19 protein-coding genes are annotated in these 20,468 nt (G+C 39.4%); all 19 read left to right on the top strand.

The features are described from left to right. Position 1: 1 nt before the first annotated feature. The 19 genes from KH286_RS06790 (at position 2) to KH286_RS06700 (ending at position 20,430) form a co-directional block, all read left to right on the top strand. Positions 2-925, top strand: coding sequence for an AAA family ATPase (locus KH286_RS06790; protein WP_278457617.1), 924 nt, complete (start codon positions 2-4; stop codon positions 923-925). Positions 926-933: 8 nt separating this feature from the next. Continuing rightward, on the top strand, positions 934-2,037 hold the full coding sequence (rodA, locus tag KH286_RS06785) for a rod shape-determining protein RodA (RefSeq protein ID WP_083791376.1): 1,104 nt from the start codon (positions 934-936) through the stop codon (positions 2,035-2,037). A gap of 55 nt (positions 2,038-2,092) precedes the next feature. Next, entirely contained in the window at positions 2,093-3,976 is a 1,884-nt protein-coding gene (locus tag KH286_RS06780; RefSeq protein ID WP_278457616.1) for a TIGR03960 family B12-binding radical SAM protein, read from the top strand. After that, the gene (locus KH286_RS06775; RefSeq protein WP_316591821.1) at positions 3,948-4,643 is read left to right on the top strand and encodes a TIGR03936 family radical SAM-associated protein; all 696 of its coding nucleotides are present in this window, start codon (positions 3,948-3,950) and stop codon (positions 4,641-4,643) included. The genes KH286_RS06780 and KH286_RS06775 overlap by 29 nt, the downstream gene beginning before the upstream one ends. A 34-nt stretch (positions 4,644-4,677) precedes the next feature. Further along, positions 4,678-6,105, top strand: a complete 1,428-nt coding sequence (locus tag KH286_RS06770) for an Rne/Rng family ribonuclease (RefSeq protein ID WP_004696438.1) — start codon at positions 4,678-4,680, stop codon at positions 6,103-6,105. Between the two features lie 27 nt (positions 6,106-6,132). Beyond that, a complete protein-coding gene (locus KH286_RS06765) occupies positions 6,133-6,708 on the top strand; it encodes a manganese efflux pump MntP family protein (protein WP_278457614.1) in 576 nt (191 codons plus the stop codon). A 201-nt stretch (positions 6,709-6,909) separates the two neighbouring features. After that, positions 6,910-7,221 carry a 50S ribosomal protein L21 gene (gene rplU, locus KH286_RS06760; RefSeq protein ID WP_004696434.1) on the top strand — a complete coding sequence of 104 codons (312 nt, stop codon included), beginning with the start codon at positions 6,910-6,912 and terminating at the stop codon, positions 7,219-7,221. Positions 7,222-7,223: 2 nt separating this feature from the next. Continuing rightward, positions 7,224-7,538, top strand: coding sequence for a ribosomal-processing cysteine protease Prp (locus KH286_RS06755; protein WP_008601403.1), 315 nt, complete (start codon positions 7,224-7,226; stop codon positions 7,536-7,538). 12 nt (positions 7,539-7,550) lie between these two features. Further along, positions 7,551-7,835, top strand: a complete 285-nt coding sequence (gene rpmA, locus KH286_RS06750; protein ID WP_004696430.1) for a 50S ribosomal protein L27 — start codon at positions 7,551-7,553, stop codon at positions 7,833-7,835. Between the two features lie 154 nt (positions 7,836-7,989). Beyond that, positions 7,990-8,646, top strand: a complete 657-nt coding sequence (locus tag KH286_RS06745; RefSeq protein WP_060919192.1) for an ABC transporter ATP-binding protein — start codon at positions 7,990-7,992, stop codon at positions 8,644-8,646. After that, a complete protein-coding gene (locus KH286_RS06740) occupies positions 8,643-9,407 on the top strand; it encodes an ABC transporter permease (protein WP_278457613.1) in 765 nt (254 codons plus the stop codon). Before KH286_RS06745 ends, KH286_RS06740 begins: the two co-directional genes overlap by 4 nt. A gap of 293 nt (positions 9,408-9,700) precedes the next feature. Then, positions 9,701-10,723 carry a FecCD family ABC transporter permease gene (locus KH286_RS06735; RefSeq protein ID WP_060919190.1) on the top strand — a complete coding sequence of 341 codons (1,023 nt, stop codon included), beginning with the start codon at positions 9,701-9,703 and terminating at the stop codon, positions 10,721-10,723. A 1-nt stretch (position 10,724) separates the two neighbouring features. Beyond that, positions 10,725-11,723, top strand: coding sequence for a FecCD family ABC transporter permease (locus KH286_RS06730; protein ID WP_060919189.1), 999 nt, complete (start codon positions 10,725-10,727; stop codon positions 11,721-11,723). Between the two features lie 14 nt (positions 11,724-11,737). Then, a complete protein-coding gene (locus tag KH286_RS06725; RefSeq protein ID WP_278457610.1) occupies positions 11,738-12,547 on the top strand; it encodes an ABC transporter ATP-binding protein in 810 nt (269 codons plus the stop codon). A 1-nt stretch (position 12,548) separates the two neighbouring features. Further along, a complete protein-coding gene (locus KH286_RS06720; protein WP_278457609.1) occupies positions 12,549-13,637 on the top strand; it encodes an ABC transporter substrate-binding protein in 1,089 nt (362 codons plus the stop codon). Between the two features lie 310 nt (positions 13,638-13,947). After that, positions 13,948-15,366 carry a [FeFe] hydrogenase H-cluster radical SAM maturase HydG gene (gene hydG / locus KH286_RS06715; protein WP_077708570.1) on the top strand — a complete coding sequence of 473 codons (1,419 nt, stop codon included), beginning with the start codon at positions 13,948-13,950 and terminating at the stop codon, positions 15,364-15,366. Between the two features lie 194 nt (positions 15,367-15,560). Then, positions 15,561-17,543, top strand: coding sequence for a single-stranded-DNA-specific exonuclease RecJ (gene recJ, locus KH286_RS06710; RefSeq protein WP_278471783.1), 1,983 nt, complete (start codon positions 15,561-15,563; stop codon positions 17,541-17,543). Between the two features lie 11 nt (positions 17,544-17,554). Further along, complete coding sequence (locus KH286_RS06705) at positions 17,555-19,795, top strand: RelA/SpoT family protein (protein WP_004696424.1); 2,241 nt, start codon at positions 17,555-17,557, stop codon at positions 19,793-19,795. After that, on the top strand, positions 19,795-20,430 hold the full coding sequence (locus KH286_RS06700; protein ID WP_004696422.1) for an MBL fold metallo-hydrolase: 636 nt from the start codon (positions 19,795-19,797) through the stop codon (positions 20,428-20,430). Before KH286_RS06705 ends, KH286_RS06700 begins: the two co-directional genes overlap by 1 nt. The last annotated feature ends 38 nt before the right edge of the window (positions 20,431-20,468 follow it).

The raw sequence follows: 20,468 nt of genomic DNA, 5'->3' as shown, positions 1-20,468 counted from the left end.
TATGGGCGAGATAATCGGCGTTGTATCCGGTAAGGGAGGCGTAGGTAAGACTACGATTACCGCTTGCTTGGGTTCAGCCTTAAGCAATGCAGGGCATCGCGTATTGCTCTGTGATGGAGATTTTGGATTGCGCGATTTAGACCTTGTGTTAGGAGTGGCAAATGAAATTATTTACGACGCATTAGATGCGAGCGAAGATAAAGACTATATGGATGATGCCATTGTATCAATTGCTGAAAACTTAGATTTCCTACCAGCTAGCCAAAGTGCTCGTTGGGAAGATATAGGTCGTAAAAAATATAAAAAATTAGTCCGTCGCCTCTCTGAGACATATGACTATATTTTAATTGATGCTCCTGCTGGTATCGGTAAGGGCATAGAGTCTATTTTAGAATTAGTAAATCGTTGCATCGTGGTGACGCATCCTTTATGGGTGTCCTTGCGTAATGGGGCACGCATGATTCAAGTATGTCAAGAACATAATATTCGTGATTATGCTATTGCTTTTAATGCAGTACCTATCGATGGAGAGGATATCCATTTATATGATATGTTAGAAGTCCTTCGTGCTGAATATGTAGGGGCTATAATTCCTTATGATGAGGATATTTTGACCTATACACAAGATGGTCGTTTGTTAGAATTTGTTTCTAGTGAACTAAAAGCTATGTTAGCACCTCTTGTTGATTATGTAACTACCGGTGAGTGTTGGGAAGACTACGATGTACAAAAGCACTTCGATGCTTATGTAACTAAGAAAAAAACATCGAAGGAGCAAGATAGTACACCAAGTCTTGCAACAGTAGGTGAGTCTATTTTTGAGGATTCTAACAATGTTCATTACATTAATCGTGGCGGTTGGACCACGCAACGCTTATTGGTGCAAGGGAAACAAAGCTTGTGGCGCCGTAGCAAGTTGAAATAGGTGATATGATGTGGCGTAAAATATGGACAGATAGCGATTGGACTATCATCATATGTACTATATTACTTGTCGGAATTGGTCTTACAGCTATTGGTAGTGCTACCCATGTGAATCATGAAGCTATCGGTTTTGGTAGTTTAGTGGTAAAACAACTCGTATTCTTTTTAGCAAATATAGCTGTCGTTATAGGCATGCAATTTCTAGATTACCATCGCCTTAAAGGGTGGGGGAATATGATTTATGTGATTACCATGCTTATGTTAATTGCAGTTATGGTAGTTGGTACCTCCGCACTAGGTGCACAGCGTTGGATTCAACTGGGGCCAATTACTATCCAGCCTTCAGAGTTTTCTAAACTATTGATGATTATCTGTATGGCTAAAATGTTAGAACCGCGCATTGGCAAGTTAGATACTTTTAAATCCCTATTGATGCCAGTGTTATATGTAGGGATTCCTATCCTTCTCGTATTTTTACAACCTGACTTGGGGACATCCCTCGTATATATTGCTATATTTGTAGGGATGCTCTTTATATCTGGTATCAAAACTAAGCTTATAAAAATCATTGCGAGCGTGGCTTTACTCTTGATGCCTTTGGGCTGGTTTGTACTGAAAGAATACCAAAAGCAACGTATTCTAGTATTTTTAAATCCAGATATTGATCCCTTCGGTTCTGGCTATCATATTATTCAATCTAAGATTGCCATCGGGTCGGGTATGATTTTTGGTAAAGGTATCTTTAATGGCACTCAAAGTCAGTTGAACTTTTTACCAGAAAATCATACGGACTTTATCTTTTCTGTAATCGGCGAAGAATTTGGCTTTGTAGGATGCATTGTAGTATTGCTATTATTGTTTATGCTTATTTATCGCAGCATTCAAGTAGCATATACCTGCAATGATAATTTCGGTATGTTATTAGCAACGGGTATTGGTACGATGTTTGCCTTTGAAGTGCTCGTAAACGTAGGCATGACGATTGGTATCATGCCTGTAACGGGGATTCCGTTGCCATTCCTTAGCTATGGTGTTAGTGCGCTAACAACTAATATGCTGAGCATTGGCATTTTATTAAATATTGCTAGACAGCGGACAAAATATATATTTTAATATCCTTTCATAGGATTGATTGTGAAAGAAGTCTTTCATTAAAGACGGAGGATGTATGATTCAATTAGATACGTCATGGTTACAACATGTCCAAAAGCCCGCTCGCTACACGGGCGGCGAATACAATAGTATCGTGAAAGATCACAGTACTGTTGATGTAACTATGGCTTTAGGTTTTCCCGATGTGTACGAAGTGGCCATGAGTCATTTGGGCATCAAGATTTTGTATGGTCTCGTAAACCGTCGTGAAGATGCGGTAGCCGAGCGCGTATTTGCACCGTGGCACGATATGGAAGAGGAAATGCGCAAGCGTAATATTCCATTATTTTCCTTAGAAACACGTACGCCTATTAAAGACTTTGATGTGTTAGCATTTACGCTTCAATATGAAATGAGTTTTACTAACATTTTAAATATGCTCGATTTAGCAGGCATTCCTATGTATGCTAAGGAGCGTGATTTAGATTTTCCACTGCTTGTATGCGGTGGCCCTTGTGCGTATAATGTAGAGCCTATTGCTGATTTCTTTGATATCGTATCCCTCGGTGAATCCGAAGAGTGGGGCGATGAATTCATCGACTTATTTAAAGCAGAAAAAGCCAAAGGCTTCCCAGGTGGCAAAGAAGGCTTTTTGCGTAAAGTAGCCCAAATTCCTGGCACATATTGCCCGGCTTTATACGATGTAGAATACACTGAACAAGGCGATTTTAAATCGATTACGCCGCGTTTCGAAGACGTACCTGCAACCGTTGAGAAACGTATTATAGAGGATGTAGAGAATGTATTCTATCCAACAAAGCCTGTTGTACCGTTCCTTGATATAGTGCATGACCGCGCTGTATTGGAGCTATTCCGTGGCTGTACGCGTGGCTGTCGTTTCTGTCAGGCAGGTATGCTCTATCGTCCAGTTCGTGAAAAGACACCAGAACGTTTGTTGCAAATTGCTAAAGATACGATTGCCAATACGGGGTATAATGAAATATCCTTGATGAGTTTAAGCTCTGCAGACTACTCCAAATTACCTGAGCTTGTAGATATGCTCATGGAAGAGTTTAAAGATAAACAAGTTAGCGTTAGCTTACCGTCCTTGCGTATCGACAGTTTCTCTATCGATATTGCGAAAAAGGTACAGCAAGTGCGCAAGAGTGGTCTTACCTTTGCTCCTGAAGCAGGTACGCAACGAATGCGTGACGTTATCAATAAAGGCGTTAGTGAAGAAGACTTATTGGCGGCCTGTTCTAATGCTTTCAAATCTGGTTGGAATACAGTTAAATTATATTTTATGATGGGCCTTCCTACAGAAACAGACGAAGATTTGGCTGGTATTGCGGATCTTGCGTACAAGGTGCTCGATTTACACCGTGAAATTACAGGGAAGCGAAATGGTTCTGTAACGGTCAGCGTATCCTTCTTCGTGCCAAAAACACATTCTCCATACCAATGGTATGGTCAACAAGATGTAGAGGAAATTCATCGCAAACAACGTTACTTGAAGTCCCTCATCAATAATCGTAACATTTCCTACCACTACCATGATGGCTATACTGGCTACATGGAAGCCGCTTTTGCTCGTGGGGACCGCAGATTGTCCAAAGTTCTCGTAGAGGCTTGGAAGGCAGGTTGTAAATTCGATGGTTGGACCGAGTTCTTTAACTATGAAACTTGGTTGAAAGCATTCGCTGACTGCGGATTGGATCCTGCGTATTTTGCACGTCGTACACGAGATTTCGATGAGCCATTGCCTTGGGATCATTTAGATTGCACCGTAAGTAAAGCTTTCTTAAAACGCGAGTGGGAGCAAGCGGTAGCAGCTAATCTTACAGGCGATTGTCGTCGAGCTCCATGTAAGGGCTGTAATGTATGTCCAGAGCTCAATACAGCTATTATTGACTATAAGGAGGGTGGTAGAGTTGAAAAAGTTACGTTTGGCCTTAAATAAAGGCGAAGAATTACGATTCCTGTCACACCTTGATTATGCTCAAGCTGTAGAGCGGATGATACGTCGAGCAGAAATTAAAATGGCGTACTCTGAAGGGTTTAACCCTCACATGAAAATTAGCTTCTCCTCTGCACTCGCCTTAGGCGTAACCGCAGCGGCTGAATATATTGATATGGATGTGCTTGAAGAGGATAGTTTAGAGTCCATTATAGACCGTTTAAACCGTGTAGCGCCTCCTGGTCTTGAGGTTCTAGATGGTAAAGAAATGCCTGAAAAGGTGAAAAAGATGATGGCCATCTGTAACTTTGCTATCTATGAGGTAACAGGCCCTGTGACAGATGAAAATGCTGATTGGGATGCGTTACTCAAACCTTTTAATGAAGCAACGGAAATTTCTTATGAAAAGGTAACACCTAAGAAAACTCGTACCATTGATGTAAAAGAGTTTGTAAAAGAACCAATCGTAGCATCTGTTAAAGACGGTATGGTGATACTTACAATGGGCATCGGCATTTATCCGCAAGGGACTATTAAACCTAGCGAAGTGTGGAATCTTGGTAAAAATCAGTATAATTGGCCTATTACTTCAGATTACGAAATTCATCGTAAAGCAATTATAGTAGAAAACGAAGAAGGCCGTTATACGCCTTTAGAGATTAATTACTAATTATAATTTAGATGACAAAGAAGGGAGGGATAGGATGCATAAAATTTTGGTCAATGTTATGCGCGAAGAAATTCGTATGGCTGTTATAGACGAAGAAGGACAGCTAGTGGACTTTGTCTTGGAGCGTACCGATGAGTCTCATATGGCAAATCATATGTACAAAGGCACAGTAAAGAACGTATTAAATGGTATGCAAGCGGCCTTTGTTGATATTGGGGGCTCTCAAAATGCGTACTTGAACCTGCAACAAGGGAAGGAACAGAAAATCTTGCCACGCTTATCTGTGGGGCAACAAATCCTCGTTCAAGTAGTGAAAGAAGAAATGCTTGGTAAAGGTGCCCGCGTGACTGCAGACGTCAGTTTGGCCGGTCGTTTTATGGTACTATTACCATATTCTGAAGGCATGCATATTTCCAAGAAAATTACAGACGAAACCATGCGCAGTAAACTACAAGAATTGGCAGCCCCTTATGTACAAGAAGGTTGCGGTTTTATCATTCGCACTGCAGCAGCTAAGGCCAGTGCCGATGAAATCGGTCGCGATATGGAGTATCTGTGGCGGACCTGGCAACATGTGTTGAAGCGCTTTAAGGTGGCTAAGAGCGGTACTGATTTATATAGTGACGCGGATTTCTGGTTCCGCCTTGTACGGGACTATGCGCATCGCAATGTAGAGGAAATCATCGTCGATTCCGATATGGGAGAATCCCGATTGCTGGACCTCTTAGGGCATGGACCTACGTCACAACAAATTAAAGTAACACGTCATCGTGATAGCACACCGATTTTTAAAGCAAATCACATTGAACCTCAATTGGAAGATCTTATCTCTCGCGATATTAATCTTCCTTCTGGTGGTTCAATCCGTATTGACCATACGGAGGCCCTCACAGTATTTGATGTAAACTCTGCTCATTACACTGGTAAATCTAATAAGCTGGAAGATTTAGCTTTCACAGTCAATAAAGAAGCGGCAAAAGAAATCTGTCGTCAATTGCGCTTGCGCGATATTGGCGGTATCATTGTGGTTGATTTCATCGATATGAAAGATAAAGAGCATCAACAAGAATTGTTAAAATTGTTGGGGGTACAAGCTAAGTTAGATAAAATGAAAACTGTTGTATGCGGCATTAGTTCGCTTGGCCTCGTAGAGATGACCCGAAAGCGAGCTCGCCAAGGCTTGCAAACCTTGATGTTTGATACATGCCCTCAATGTGGTGGTACGGGCTATATGTTGTCAGGGCGTACTGTATATATGCAGATTGTGCGTCGTATCCGCGAGTTATTTAAATCGGGACGTATTAAAACAGATTTAGAACTCGAAGTTCATCCGGAGGTAGCTCAGTATTTAACAAAGGCTGTTCTCGTGGATTTGGGTGAGTCTATAGGGCGCAAGATTTCTATTGTGGTAAATCCACAAATTAGCCGTGAAGGGTATTCCCTGATGGCTGTCACTGAATAATATGTAGTTTGTTTATAGAGGAGTACCGTGTCTGTATTTGAAATTATATTAATTAGTATAGGCCTAGCGATGGATGCCTTTGGTGTATCTATCGGTAAGGGGCTGACAATGCCTGTAGGTGAGAATGGTCGCAAGGTAACCTTGGCATTTCTTTTTGGTTTGTTCCAGTTTCTTATGCCTCTTATTGGTTGGCTCATCGGTCGTCAATTTATCGATGTGATTGCTGATTGGGACCACTGGATTATCTTTGGCCTTCTTGGTTATTTAGGTATCGCTATGATCAGAGAGGGACTTAGCGATGATGATGAAGAGGACGATGATAAGCAATTCTTGGGTGTCTGGGAAATGATGATGCTCTCCGTAGCGACTAGCTTTGATGCAATGGCTGTAGGACTGACCTTTGCATTCTTACCTATTAATGTATGGAAAGCATCTACGATGATTGGTGTTATTACCTTTGGTATATCTTTAGTGGGTGTTTACTTAGGTAAATTTATGGGCCGATTTGTTGGAAAATATGCAGATATAGTAGGTGGCGGTGTATTGATCCTCATCGGTACAAAGATACTTTTACAACATCTTGGGATTATTGGAGAATTTTAAGGTATATATATGTGAAAGTGTTAGAAACTGAGCGGATTCTGTTGATTTTTGTTTGACATGACTGTGTAAATAGGATATACTATATCAGTATTAGTTCGGTTTACTGAACTTTGCAATCCGCGTGAAGCAGGTTTAAACGCCCGACCGAAGTTCGGGTCGGGATACCGAATTCAGCGAGTTCGATAACAAGGAGGTGTTCTCATGTACGCAATTATTAAAACTGGTGGTAAACAATATCGCGTTGCTGAAGGCGATGTAATTACTATCGAAAAATTGGAAGCAGCTGCTGACGAGTCCGTTACATTCGAAGAAGTTTTGACTGTAGTGAATGACGGCGACGTTAAAGTTGGCGCTCCTCTTGTAAACGGTGCAAAAGTTACAGGTACAGTTCTTGAGCATGGTAAAGGTAAAAAAATCTTAGTATTCAAATACAAAGCTAAATCCAACTACCGTCGTCGTCAAGGCCATCGTCAACCGTTCACAAAAGTTCGTATTGAATCTATCCAAGCTTAATTATGGTTTCCATTGGAATCCAGCGGAATAGTGATGGCCAAGTAGTTGGTTGTCATATGTCCGGTCATGCAGGATATGATGAACATGGCTTCGATATCGTATGTGCCGCAGTGTCCGCCTTGTCGGCAACGGCAATGTTAGGACTCACCCAAATTGCTCGACAAGAAGGGGAGTATACGAATAGCGAAGGTCAATGTGATATAGTTCTCTCTGGTACGATTAATCAGAGTGGACAGGATATTCTGGGGACTATGCTTCTCGGTTTGGAGGAAATTAGCCGTCAATATCCAGAGTTTGTCCAAATTCACGAAATATAGGAGGTGAACTTAATGTTTACTTTTGATTTGCAATTGTTCGCACATAAAAAAGGTGTGTCCAGTACTCGTAACGGTCGTGACAGTGAATCTAAACGTCTTGGTGTTAAATGCCATGATGGTTCCATCGTAAAGAGCGGTAACATCATCGTTCGTCAACGTGGTACTCACTTCCACCCTGGTACTAACGTAGGTATCGGTAAAGATGACACTTTATTTGCACTTGTGCCTGGTAAAGTAGCATTTGAACGTGCTGGTCGTTATAACCGTAAAGTTAGCGTATACCCTGTAGAAGCTTAATTTTATAAGACTATTAATCCCTAGTGGTTTCCACTAGGGGTTTTTTGTTGCTTATTTTTGTTTATTATGGTGTAAGTTGTATTGGTATAATATAATATAGTTTAAAGTGATTATTAAATATATCATAGAGTCTTGAAATATGATCGGAGGCATTATGGCACTATTAGAGTTATCTAATATATCCTATGTTGTAAAAGAAAAGTCTATTATCCGTGATGTATCTCTATCTGTACATGAAGGAGAGTATCTCACTATTGTAGGTCCTTCTGGTAGTGGTAAAAGTACACTTTTAAAATTATGCAGTGATTTAATTAGCCCTACCTCAGGGATTATTACTTATAATGGGCGTGATTTAGCCACTATAGATCCAGAAAGTTATCGTAAAGAGGTTGGTTATTGCTTTCAAAGACCTTACTTGTTTGCAAAAACGGTGCGTCGTAATATTTTGTTCCCTTATGATATTCGAGGTATGGAACCTGATATGATTCGTATCAAATATCTTTTCGATTTACTTCATATGCCTATCGAATATCTTGAGCGCCGTAATGATGAATTATCTGGTGGAGAAATGCAACGGATTTGTCTTATTCGCAGTCTTATCTTTGAACCTAAAGTATTGCTTTTAGATGAGGTAACCTCTGCATTAGACGCTGTCAATACGGCTATTGTAGAACAGGTAATCGGTGAGCTCCATAAAAATGGAATGACCATCATAGCAATTACACATAGTGAGGAACAAAGCCTACGCATGTCTAATCGTCGTATTACAATTGTAGATGGATCATTAGCTAAAGAGGAGGTATTACGATGAGTCAATTTCATGCTATTTCAGCCACGTCATTATGCCTTGCATCTACATTAGTTATTATCAGTATGTTTATGTCCTATCAGCAGGAGTTGAAGTTAGAGAAAGATATTTTTATAAGTGCTTTGCGGGCTACCATACAGTTATTTGTTATAGGTTTTATTTTAGCTTATATTTTTAGTACCGAAAGTCCTATATTTATAATTGGTTTATTAGGATTTATGGCTATCAATGCGGCCTATAATTCTTCTAAGCGGGGAAAGGGAATTCCTTATGCTCTGTGGATTTCTTGGTTTGCTATAACCGTAGGTGCAAGTATTACTTTAACGATTTTGCTTTTAACGGGCGTGCTTAATTTTACTGCTTATCAAGTGATTCCTGTTGGTGGTATGGTCATTAGTGGTGCTATGGTAGCGATTGGGCTTTGTTATCGCCAAATGCTATCAAATTTTGAATTGCGTCAACAAGAGGTAGAGATTAAACTAGCGCTAGGAAGTACACCTAAGCAAGCGTCAAAAGCCATCGTGCGAGATGTTATAAAGACTGGATTGCAGCCAACTGTGGATAGTGCTAAGACCTTAGGAATTGTGGCTTTACCAGGGATGATGACAGGTCTTATTTTAGCGGGGATGCCCCCGCTTGAAGCTGTAAAATATCAAATGATTGTGACATTTATGAGTTTATCTACCATATCGATTGCTTGCTTTATTACTTGTCAATTAGCGTATAAAACATTTTTTAATAATAGGAATCAATTAAATAGGTAAATTTAGTGCTTTAAATATATTTTATTGTACATCAAATCAGAATATTTACTCATAACTTAGAGTAGTAGCCTTAAGGTTACTGCTCTTTTTTTATAGAAATAATGTTTATATATGATTATAGGAATAAAAATTGTTGGATATAATTCTGTATAGTTATAAAGATTTACTTATTTTGTTTTTAACATTGCATTATTGCTATAAATGATACTGAGATTTATTATTGAAATAGATAGAGCATTGTTGATATAATGTATCAGTAAATTCTATAGTATTTCGTATTGTAAGGAGTTCTTATGAGCAATTATGACGTAGAAACAAGGGGAGGGCGTGCAGCTAAAACTACGCTACTAGGTATATTAGCCTTAGCTATTTTAATTGCCACATCTCTTGGTTCACTCTTCATTGGGATACGCTATATCAGCATAGATGATATTACTCTATCCTTTACCAACTATGATCCTAATAGTATAGGACAGATGATCGTTCAAACATTGCGCCTGCCACGTATGATAGCAGGTATCGTTGTAGGTATTAGCTTTGCCGTATCAGGTGCACTGATGCAAGGTGTTACCAATAATTCTATGGCAAGTCCTTCTATTTTGGGGATTAATGCAGGTGCTAGTTTTGGTCTAGCTGTTGGAATGATTTTATTTCCTTATTTAACCTTAAATGGAAGTATTTTATTTTCCTTTGCTGGGGCTGCGTTGGCAACACTATTTATTTTAGCTCTTGCTAAACGCGTAGGTGGTAAAGCTACCCCTGTATATCTTGCACTTGCAGGTACGGCTATTAGTGCAGTATTTGTAGCTGTTACACATATGCTTGTTGTGTACTTCCAAGTAGCACAAGAATTAAGCTTCTGGACTGCCGGCGGTATAAGCGGTATTCGCATGGAACAAGTATTACTCGTATTACCTTGGACTATTGTTGGTATTCTTATTGCTATGTACGTATCAAAATCTGTTACGCTTTTAAGCTTTGGTGAAGAGGTGGCGATTGGTCTAGGTAGTAATTTAAATCGCGTCCGTGTGTTATCTGGTTTGACAGTACTTATTCTTAGCGGTTCTGCTGTTGCTCTAGCCGGTCCTATCGGTTTTGTAGGTCTCGTCATTCCACATATAACACGTAAACTGGTGGGCATCGATTATCGACTAGTAATTCCATTCTCTGCACTTTTTGGTGCGGTTCTTGTTATGATTGCAGACGTTGTGGCTCGTATCATAAATCCTCCATTTGAAACACCATTAGGTGCCATTACTGCGCTCGTAGGGGTTCCATTCTTTATTTATTTAGCAAATCGTAAGGGAGGGAAATAAGATGAAAAAACGCTTTTTTGCCTACTCTTTCGTTATGACACTTATATTATTAGGTGCTATATATGGACATCTTCATACAGGATTTAGCGATATGTCTACATCTGATCTTATTCGCATTCTTTTTGGCGGTGGTAATGATGTAGAAAACCTCACGGTTTTTGATTTTCGTTTAGTTCGTACCATCTTGGCTGTATTTATTGGTATGGGCCTTGCTATGTCTGGTGCGATTTTCCAAACTATATCTCGTAATGAATTGGCTAGCCCAAGCTTGTTAGGCGTAAATGCTGGTGCTGGCTTAGGTGTAGTTCTTTTAGTGTATTTTGCAGGTTCTACAACGGCGTGGGGGATTTGGACATTACCAACTGTTGCCGTAGCTGGTGCTGTTGTGGCAGCGCTTTTAATTTATCTTTTATCTTGTCGAGGCCGCGATATTATTTCGCCATATCGTTTAATCTTAACAGGTATTTCTATGAGCGCAGGGTTCCATGCATTGCAAGTCTTACTCGTAACGCGTTTGGACCCTAATAAATTTTATTTAGTTAATACCTGGACAATCGGTACCATTTCGGGTAATACCTGGGAGCACGTATGGGTGCTTGTACCAGTTGTCATTGTATTATCACTTATTCTCTATGCTCGTTATATGGAGTTAAATTTATTAAGCTTAGCTGATGAAACGGCGATTGGTCTTGGCGTACATATAAATCGCTCTAGATTCGTATACTTAATTATTGCAGTTCTTTTATCTGGGTTCTGTGTAGCTATCGGTGGTAGTATTGGTTTTGTAGGGCTTATTTCCCCTCACATTGCACGTCGTTTAGTTGGTGCCGACCATGCGTATTTCTTGCCGTTAACAGGTCTAATTGGCGCTATTTTAGTGGTCACTGCCGATTGGATTGGCCGAGCCATTATTGCGCCTGACGAAATCCTCTTAGGCATTATTGTAGCCTTAATCGGGGCACCATACTTCTTGTATATTTTAGCGAAAACAAAAGCGTAAAAGGGGAGATATAAATGAAATTAGAAATTAATAACTTAACCACAGGTTACGGTGATACAAAAATTATAGAAAACTTGAATCTTACAATTCCAGAAGGTAAAGTGACCGCATTGATTGGTGCTAATGGTTGTGGTAAGTCTACATTGTTAAAAACAATTTGTCGTATTATTCGTCCCATGGATGGTGATGTATTATTAGATGGTAAGTCTATTGGTGATTACAATAGTCGTGAATTAGCGAAGAAGGTTGCTATTTTACCTCAAAATCCTACAGCACCTGGTGAAATCACTGTTCGCGAACTTGTTATGTATGGACGTGCACCGCATCAAGGTAGCCTTTTTGCTCGTACTACAAAGGAAGATAAAGAAATTGTAGAGTGGGCTTTAAAAGAAACTGAATTACTATCATTTGCAGATCGTGGTATTACGCACATGTCTGGCGGTCAACGCCAACGAGCTTGGATTGCTATGGCTATTGCACAAAATACAGATATTTTGTTTCTTGATGAACCGACGAGCTTTCTTGATGTATCTCACCAAATGGATGTATTGCATTTAGTAGAGCATTTAAATAAAACATATAATAAGACGATTATTATGGTTATTCATGAACTTAATGAAGCAGCTCGTTTTGCTGATTATTTAGTAGCTATGAAAGATGGAAAAATTCAGTACGAAGGTACTCCTCATGATATTTTCCATAACGAGATGTTAAAGGATGTATTTGGTGTAGATTCTACGATTATGAATGATCCTAAGACGGATCGTCCGTTCTGTATTCCTTATTCTATGAAGAATTATGACCATACGGCACGTGAGGTGTAGTATGAAGCGATTGTTACTGTCAAGCTTAATAGGAGCTTGTGTAATTATGGGGATTGCCGGTTGCGGACCTCAACAAAATGGCATGACTCATGAAGCTATCTATGCTAGCCTTGATGATAAGATGAAAGCTGCCCTAGAACGATCTAATGATCCAAAGGAAATTGATAAAGAGTTTAAGAAGCGATTAACGGCTATCCAAAAGGCAGCAGATAAAATTGTTACTGTTGAAGGAGATAAGATTATTGTCACTCATAAGCTCGGGACAACAGTTATGCCCAAAGAACATAAACGTATCGTGGTTGTTCGGACAGAAGATCCTATGATTGCATTAGATGAATCTTTTATAGGGGCAAATTTTAATGAAAAAAGCTATCTTTATAATGAATTAAGTAATCGTAATGTTCAAAATTTTAGTATTAATGATGAAACAAAGACTATCAACTATGAGCAGATTCAGGCTTTAAAACCGGATTTGATTATTATGCGTGACTCTTATGGCAAAGCGGCATATAATGCACTTTCTAAAATTGCTCCAACCATTTCTGTCAACGTAAATAAGGAAGAAGTTGCACTACTAACTATTGCTAAAGCACTTGGGGTCCCTGAAAAAGGGGAAGCTCGTTTGAAAGAATATTATTCACAGGCTAAGAAAACACGGATAGCTTTAGCTGAACATATGCAAGGGGAAACCGTAGCTTTTCTAAGAATTTTAAATAAAGAAATACGATTGTATCCGTATATGAAAAGCGATTTGAATGTCTTTATGGCTGAATTACTTAATATTAAACCGCCTGATATGGTATTAGAAACAGAACTTAACCCTACGAACAATGCGATTTCTTTAGAGCGATTACCCGATCTTGATGCAGGCTATTTAATCGTTTCTGCTGGTTACGGTGCTTCTAGTGCTAATAATCAAGGTGTAGCAGACCAACGATTGGCAAATCTTAAAAAAGATGAGTTGTGGAAAAATTTGCCTGCTGTAAAAGCCGATCATGTATTGCAAGTGGATAGTACTTTGTGGATGGCCCATGGTATTATTGCGAAAGAACGTGCTATGAAAGAGCTGTATGATACATGGGGAGAATAGGACTAAATACATTTGTAATATATAGTTAGTACTATTATGTAAGGGTTTATCTCGTGTAAAAATACATACATACATTTTAGTCATGTTCGATATAGATAATCGATATAGATTAGAAACTCCCATGATATAAAGGTTGCTTCCTCTTATGAGGTGGCAACCTTTTTGCATGTATCAAATTCCTGTGCTTTTTAGTAGGAATAGTGGTATACTATGTACAGTATCAGTGAAATACCAGAAGACTGGTTGTCATATACTTTCATAAACCTAAAGAGGGGTGGCATTGCCACTAGAAAGATTTGAGGTAAGTACTATGTATGATGTAAAATCTCCTAAGGCGGAGGAATTTATTTCCCATCAGGAAATCCTTGACACACTTGCCTATGCAGAGGAAAACAAGGAAAATAGGGAGTTGTTAGATGCTATTTTAGCGAAAGCTGCTACATTTAAGGGATTAAACCACCGAGAAGCAGCAGTTCTCTTAGAATGTCCGTTACCTGAATATAAGGAAAAGCTTTTTGCTTTAGCAAAGGAAATCAAGAAGGCTATCTACGGCGATCGTATTGTTCTATTTGCACCGTTATACTTGTCTAACTATTGTATCAATGGATGTGTGTATTGTCCGTACCACTCCAAAAACCGCGATATTAAACGTAAAAAATTAACGCAAGACCAAATCAGAGAAGAGGTTATTGCGTTAGAAGCGATGGGCCATAAGCGTATTGTAATTGAGTCTGGTGAAGATCCTCTTAATAATCCACTGGAATATATTTTGGAATCCATCAAGACGATTTACAGTATCAAAAATAAAAATGGTGAAATCCGCCGTGTAAACGTAAATATTGCAGCTTGTTCCGTTGAGGACTACAAAAAATTACATGAAGCTGGTATTGGCACGTATACATTATTCCAAGAAACATATAATAAAGAAAACTATGAAGCTTTACATCCTACAGGCCCTAAGAGCGACTACGCCTACCATACAGAGGCGATGGACCGCGCTATGCAAGGTGGTATTGATGATGTAGGCATCGGAGTTCTTTATGGTTTGGAACATTATAAATACGATTTCGTTGGTTTGTTGATGCACGCAGAACATTTAGAGGCTGTGTATGGGGTAGGTCCACATACTATTTCTGTACCTCGTATTTGTCCAGCGGATGATATCGATGTAGATGATTTCAGTAATGCTGTACCTGATGATGTATTTGAAAAAATTGTTGCTCTTATCCGCGTCTCCACACCGTATACAGGTATGATTATGTCCACTCGTGAAAGTCAATCCATGCGTGAACGTGGCTTGGCATTAGGTATCTCCCAAATTAGTGGTGGATCTCGTACTAGTGTAGGTGGTTACAAAGAAGAAGAAAAGCCAGAAGATAATACGGCACAATTCGATCGTAGTGATACGCGTACATTAGATGAAATCGTTAACTGGTTGCTAGACCTTGGGTATGTTCCAAGCTTCTGTACTGCTTGTTATCGTGCAGGTAGAACTGGGGATCGATTCATGGCTCTTGCAAAATCCGGTCAAATTCACAACTGTTGTCAACCAAATGCGTTGATGACATTGAACGAATATATCATGGATTACGGCAATGATGAAACTAAGGCTCATGGTTCTAAGGTTATTGAACAACAGTTAGAAAATATCAAAAATGATTTAGTTAAAGATAAAGCTAAAGCTTATATTGCACAGATGAAAGACGGCGAACGGGACTTCCGGTTCTAAGGAATTCACTGATATGGAGCCTCCTATTGATAATGGGAGGCTCTTTCTTGTTGAGAAAATAGCAAGATTTAAATGAGAATAAAATATATAAAATAGTTTATTTTATTTGCATTTTAAGGTATAATAAATAAAAATGATAATGATAATACGTTGAATTCAAGAATAATATTGATTATAAACTACTGAGGGATATGATGATTAAGAAAAAACGTTGGCGCCTTTGTAAAGGTGATCAAGAGAAAGAGAATATCTTAATCCGTGAACTTGGTGTAAACCCTATTGTGGCTAAATTAATGGTGAATCGTCACATTGATGTAGACGAAGGTCGTCAGTTTTTACAAGGTACTTTGTCAGATTTGTTAGATCCATTTACATTAAAAGATATGGATGTGGCTGTTTCACTAGTTCTGGAAACAATTGAAAGTCACAAACCAATCGTCATTTATGGTGATTATGATGTAGATGGTATTACTGCAACATCAGTACTTTATCGATTTTTAAAGAAATTAGGTGCCGATGTTACCTATTACATACCAGAACGTCAAAGTGAAGGGTATGGCCTCAATTTAGAGGCTTTAGAGCACCTTATTGAACGGGGAACGGCTTTAGTCATTACTGTAGACTGCGGCATTAGTTCTTACGATATTGTAGAGGCTGTACGAGACCGCATCGATATGATTATTACGGATCACCATACGGCTCCTGATATGATTCCACGAGCAAAGGCCGTTATAAATCATAAGCAAAAGGATTGTCCATATAAGGATAAAAACTTATCTGGCGTAGGGGTTGCTTTCAAATTATGCCAAGCCTTGTGGCTTACAAAGCACGGAGAATGGTACTTAGATGATTTAGATATCGTTGCACTTGGCACTGTGGCCGATGTAGTACCTTTGGTCGGTGAGAACCGCATCATTGTGAAATCAGGCCTTGAGAAGATGAATAGGGAACCTAATTTAGGAATTAAAAAGCTTATTGGTGTAGCTGGGCTCCATGAACGAACTATTACATCTGGACATATTGGTTTTACCTTAGCACCTCGTCTTAATGCAGCGGGTCGCGTAACGCATGCAACGCGTGCGGTCGAACTACTTGTGACCGATGACGAGGATATAGTAGAGGCAATTGCGGATGAACTAAATGAAACGAATCGTGAACGACAAGAGTTAGAACGAAATATTCATGAGTTAGCTCGTGTTGATGTAGCTAATCAAGGACATAAAGCTGATTATGTAACTATTGTGGCCGGCGAAGAGTGGCATCCAGGAGTCATTGGTATTGTTGCTTCTCGTCTAGTAGAGGAGTTTTACAAACCAACCTTAGTTATCAGTATTCATGATGGCATTGGTAAAGGCTCGTGCCGTAGTATAGATGGCTTTAACATATATGATGCATTAAAATCTTGTGAGGATATCTTGCTACAGTTTGGCGGGCATGCTGCGGCAGCAGGCTTTAGCATCGATGCAAATCGTATTGATGAGTTACGAGAACGGTTAACCAAGTATTGCAAAGCAGTTATTACAGATGAGGAATATATTCCTGTGGTTGCTATTGATGCGGAACTACCTGTTGATGATATCGATGTCGATATCATTGACCGCGTATCAGACCTTGAACCTTATGGGATGGCCAATAGCACGCCAGTCTTTGCTATTATGGAAGCTACCGTGCAAGATATTATGCTCATGGGCCAATTAAAAAATCATTGTAAGATAATATTTGAAACTTCGAATGGTACATTAGATGCTATAGCTTGGAATCGTCCAGACTTATTTAAATCTATCTTTATGGGAACTGTGGTAAAAGTGGCTTTTTCCTTGCAAAAGAATGAATGGCAAGGTATGGTTTCTCCGCAACTCATGATTCAAGCTATTGAACCATTGACTGAAGAGCCGATTAAGCTTTCTACAGAAGGGCTTAGACAAATGTATGTCATAATAAAACAGTCCATGCGAGGTCGTAGTCAATCGGTTTATAATGTAGAACAAGATATATTGCGCCGTAAGCCGGCAGATCAGAATAATCGCAGTGCTCTAACATCTATTGATGTATTTAAAGAATTGGGCATTGTTGAAGAATATACAAGTGATGATGGTCAATTAATGCTTAGATGGAACGCCATTGAAGGAAAATTAGATCTTGTCACATCCGTAACATTCCTTACTTATAGTGTATAGGAGGTGACATCATGACAACTGTAAATGAAGAAGGCAAAGCTTTGGTGGAACAAAGTACATTTGATAAAAGTAAAGCCTTAGCCGAGTTTATGGAGTATATCCATACGTATTTAACAGATGATGAGTGTGACCAAGTATTGAAAGCTTTTGAGCTTGCTGATAAGGCTCATGAAGGTCAGTTTAGAGCTTCCGGTGAACCGTATATTATGCATCCTTTAGCTGTAGCTGATATTTTGGCACATTTACAAATCGACCATATTACACTCATGGCAGCTCTTATGCATGATGTGGTTGAAGATACATCTTACTCGAAGGAAGACCTAGAGGAGATGTTTGGCTCTGAAGTAGCATTCCTCGTTGATGGGGTAACAAAATTAAACCAATTCCAGTATGAAACAAAAGAAGATCGCCAAATGGAAAACTATCGAAAGATGATTTTAGCTATGGCGAAGGACGTACGTGTCGTAGTTATTAAATTGGGTGATCGCTTACATAATATGCGCACCTTAAAGCATATGCGTAGTGACAAACAAAAACGTATTGCTAAGGAAACCCTAGAAATCTTTGCACCTTTGGCACATCGTCTTGGTATCTTCAATGTGAAATGGGAGTTGGAAGATTTATCCTTCCGTTATTTAGAGCCGGAAAAATACTATGATCTAGTCGATCAAATGAAACAAAAACGCCAAGTCCGGGAAGACATTGTTAATGATACGATGAGGCAACTTACAAAGGCCTTAAGTGAAGCCCATATTAAGGCGGATATCAAAGGTCGTCCAAAACACTTCTACAGTATTTATAAGAAGATGAAAAAGGACAATCGTGATTTATCCCAAATTTATGATTTGCTTGCCGTTCGTGTAATTGTTGATAGCATTCCTGATTGTTATGCAGTACTTGGCATTGCACATAGCTTGTGGAAGCCATTGCCTTATCGCTTCAAAGATTATATTTCCATGCCGAAGTCTAATATGTATCAATCCTTGCATACAACCGTTATCGGCACGATGGGGCAACCGGTAGAGATTCAAATCCGTACTTGGGAAATGCACCGTGTATCTGAATATGGTGTGGCTGCTCACTGGCGATATAAAGAAGGAAATAAAAACGGCGATAAAGAATTTGATCAAAAGGTTGCATGGCTGCGCCAGGTTCTTGAATGGCAAGATACTAGTAATCCAACAGAACTCGTTAATGCTTTGAAATTAGACGTTTTCTCTGGTGAGGTATTTGTATTTACGCCAAAGGGTGACGTTGTTAAGTTGCCAATAGGCTCTGTACCGCTTGACTTTGCCTATCGAGTTCATACCGATGTAGGTCATCATTGTGTTGGTGCTAAGGTAAACGGCAAAATTGTGCCGTTGGATTATACCTTGCAAAATGGTGATATTGTTGATATCATCACATCCAAAACAGGTCGTCCTAGCCTTGATTGGTTGAATATCGTAGGTTCTTCTGAAAGTAAGAGTAAAATTCGTAATTGGTTCAAGCGTGAAAATAAAGCTGAAAATATTGAAAAAGGCTTAGAAGCTCTTGAAAAAGAAGCAAAACGATTGAATCATAATTGGAAAGAATTATGTGCAGACAACCGTTTACAACATGTAACGAAACAACTTAAAGCCGGTACAGAAGAGGAAATGTTTGCAGCCTGTGGCTATGGCGGCATTCCTGTAAGCACTGTTCTCTTGCGTTTAATTGAACTTTATAAAAAGTCTAAAGAGGTAGAGGAATCTAAGCGCAGTACAGAGCAAATTATTGAGAAATTAAAATCTCAAGGACAAAAGAAAACTAAAAATGGCACTGGTGTTCTCGTAAAAGGTGAAGCTGGTGTGATGGTGCGTATGGCAAAATGCTGTAATCCTGTACCTGGTGATGATATTATAGGTTACATAACCCGTGGTCGTGGTGTTTCTATTCACCGCTGTGATTGCCCTAGCATGGGACATTCTCCTGAAGACTTAGAGCGGATGATAGAAGTCTCTTGGGACGGTTCTTCTGGAGAATCTTTCCATGTAGGCATTGATATTCAGGCTTATGATCGAGCTGGCATTCTCATGGAGGTTATGGCGGTGCTTTCAGAATTGAAAATCACCATTACTAACATCAATGCTAAGGTTCAAGAAGATACAAAAAATGTAAGCATCAATTTGGTGGTTGATATTCGGGATATTTCGCAACTAGATTTCGTAATGACTAAATTGCGTCGTATTCGTGAAGTGTATACTGTTCAACGTAGTAAAGGAGGGGCTTAATGAGCGAACAACAATTAGTGCTTATGCGCATGCCTTTAGGTCCATTAGGAACAAATTGCTATGTTATCGGTGATAAAGCGATAGGTGAAGCTTTCATTATCGATCCTGCAACAGCTGAAGTACTAGATGCGCTAAAAAAACATGACTTAAAGCCGAAGGCGGTTGTACTGACACATGGACATGGAGATCATATTGGTGGCATTCAAGAAATTGTAAACACCTATCATGTGCCTGTATATATTCATAAAGGCGATGTACCGTATTTATCTGATCCTGAACTTAATCTTAGTGCTTATAGCAATCCAACGCCAATTAAGGTAAAAGCGGAAATCATCGAGGTTAAACAAGGTGATCATATTACATGTGGTGATATCGATCTTGAGGTGCTTGAAACACCAGGTCATACGCCAGGAGGGGTGTGTTATTACATGGAAGGTCTTGTATTTGTAGGGGATACTCTATTCAGAGATTCCGTAGGCCGTACAGATTTTCCAAATGGTTCTTATGAGATCCTGATATCATCGATTAAGACTCAGCTATATAGATTGCCTGATAATACAATGGTTTATCCTGGTCATGGACCGGAAACAAATATAGGGTATGAAAAACAATACAACCCATTCGTTGGTCAGTAGGTTTAAACGAATTATTTTTTACAGTCGAGGGGAAATTT

The sequence above is a fragment of the Veillonella parvula genome, assembly GCF_018378075.1.
Lineage (GTDB): Bacteria > Bacillota > Negativicutes > Veillonellales > Veillonellaceae > Veillonella > Veillonella parvula_K.
The sequence above is the reverse complement of the archived record's forward strand: the minus strand, read 5'-3'. Positions and strand labels throughout refer to the sequence as shown.

Coding starts and splice junctions, on each gene's coding strand:
- KH286_RS06770 (WP_004696438.1), top strand. CDS start 4,678: ATGCATAAAATTTTGGTCAATGTTATGCGCGAAGAAATTCGTATGGCT.
- KH286_RS06705 (WP_004696424.1), top strand. CDS start 17,555: ATGACAACTGTAAATGAAGAAGGCAAAGCTTTGGTGGAACAAAGTACA.
- rpmA (WP_004696430.1), top strand. CDS start 7,551: ATGTTTACTTTTGATTTGCAATTGTTCGCACATAAAAAAGGTGTGTCC.
- KH286_RS06740 (WP_278457613.1), top strand. CDS start 8,643: ATGAGTCAATTTCATGCTATTTCAGCCACGTCATTATGCCTTGCATCT.
- KH286_RS06720 (WP_278457609.1), top strand. CDS start 12,549: ATGAAGCGATTGTTACTGTCAAGCTTAATAGGAGCTTGTGTAATTATG.
- KH286_RS06735 (WP_060919190.1), top strand. CDS start 9,701: ATGAGCAATTATGACGTAGAAACAAGGGGAGGGCGTGCAGCTAAAACT.
- KH286_RS06780 (WP_278457616.1), top strand. CDS start 2,093: ATGATTCAATTAGATACGTCATGGTTACAACATGTCCAAAAGCCCGCT.
- KH286_RS06725 (WP_278457610.1), top strand. CDS start 11,738: ATGAAATTAGAAATTAATAACTTAACCACAGGTTACGGTGATACAAAA.
- KH286_RS06700 (WP_004696422.1), top strand. CDS start 19,795: ATGAGCGAACAACAATTAGTGCTTATGCGCATGCCTTTAGGTCCATTA.
- KH286_RS06755 (WP_008601403.1), top strand. CDS start 7,224: ATGGTTTCCATTGGAATCCAGCGGAATAGTGATGGCCAAGTAGTTGGT.
- hydG (WP_077708570.1), top strand. CDS start 13,948: ATGTATGATGTAAAATCTCCTAAGGCGGAGGAATTTATTTCCCATCAG.
- KH286_RS06745 (WP_060919192.1), top strand. CDS start 7,990: ATGGCACTATTAGAGTTATCTAATATATCCTATGTTGTAAAAGAAAAG.
- KH286_RS06790 (WP_278457617.1), top strand. CDS start 2: ATGGGCGAGATAATCGGCGTTGTATCCGGTAAGGGAGGCGTAGGTAAG.
- rplU (WP_004696434.1), top strand. CDS start 6,910: ATGTACGCAATTATTAAAACTGGTGGTAAACAATATCGCGTTGCTGAA.
- KH286_RS06730 (WP_060919189.1), top strand. CDS start 10,725: ATGAAAAAACGCTTTTTTGCCTACTCTTTCGTTATGACACTTATATTA.
- recJ (WP_278471783.1), top strand. CDS start 15,561: ATGATTAAGAAAAAACGTTGGCGCCTTTGTAAAGGTGATCAAGAGAAA.
- rodA (WP_083791376.1), top strand. CDS start 934: ATGTGGCGTAAAATATGGACAGATAGCGATTGGACTATCATCATATGT.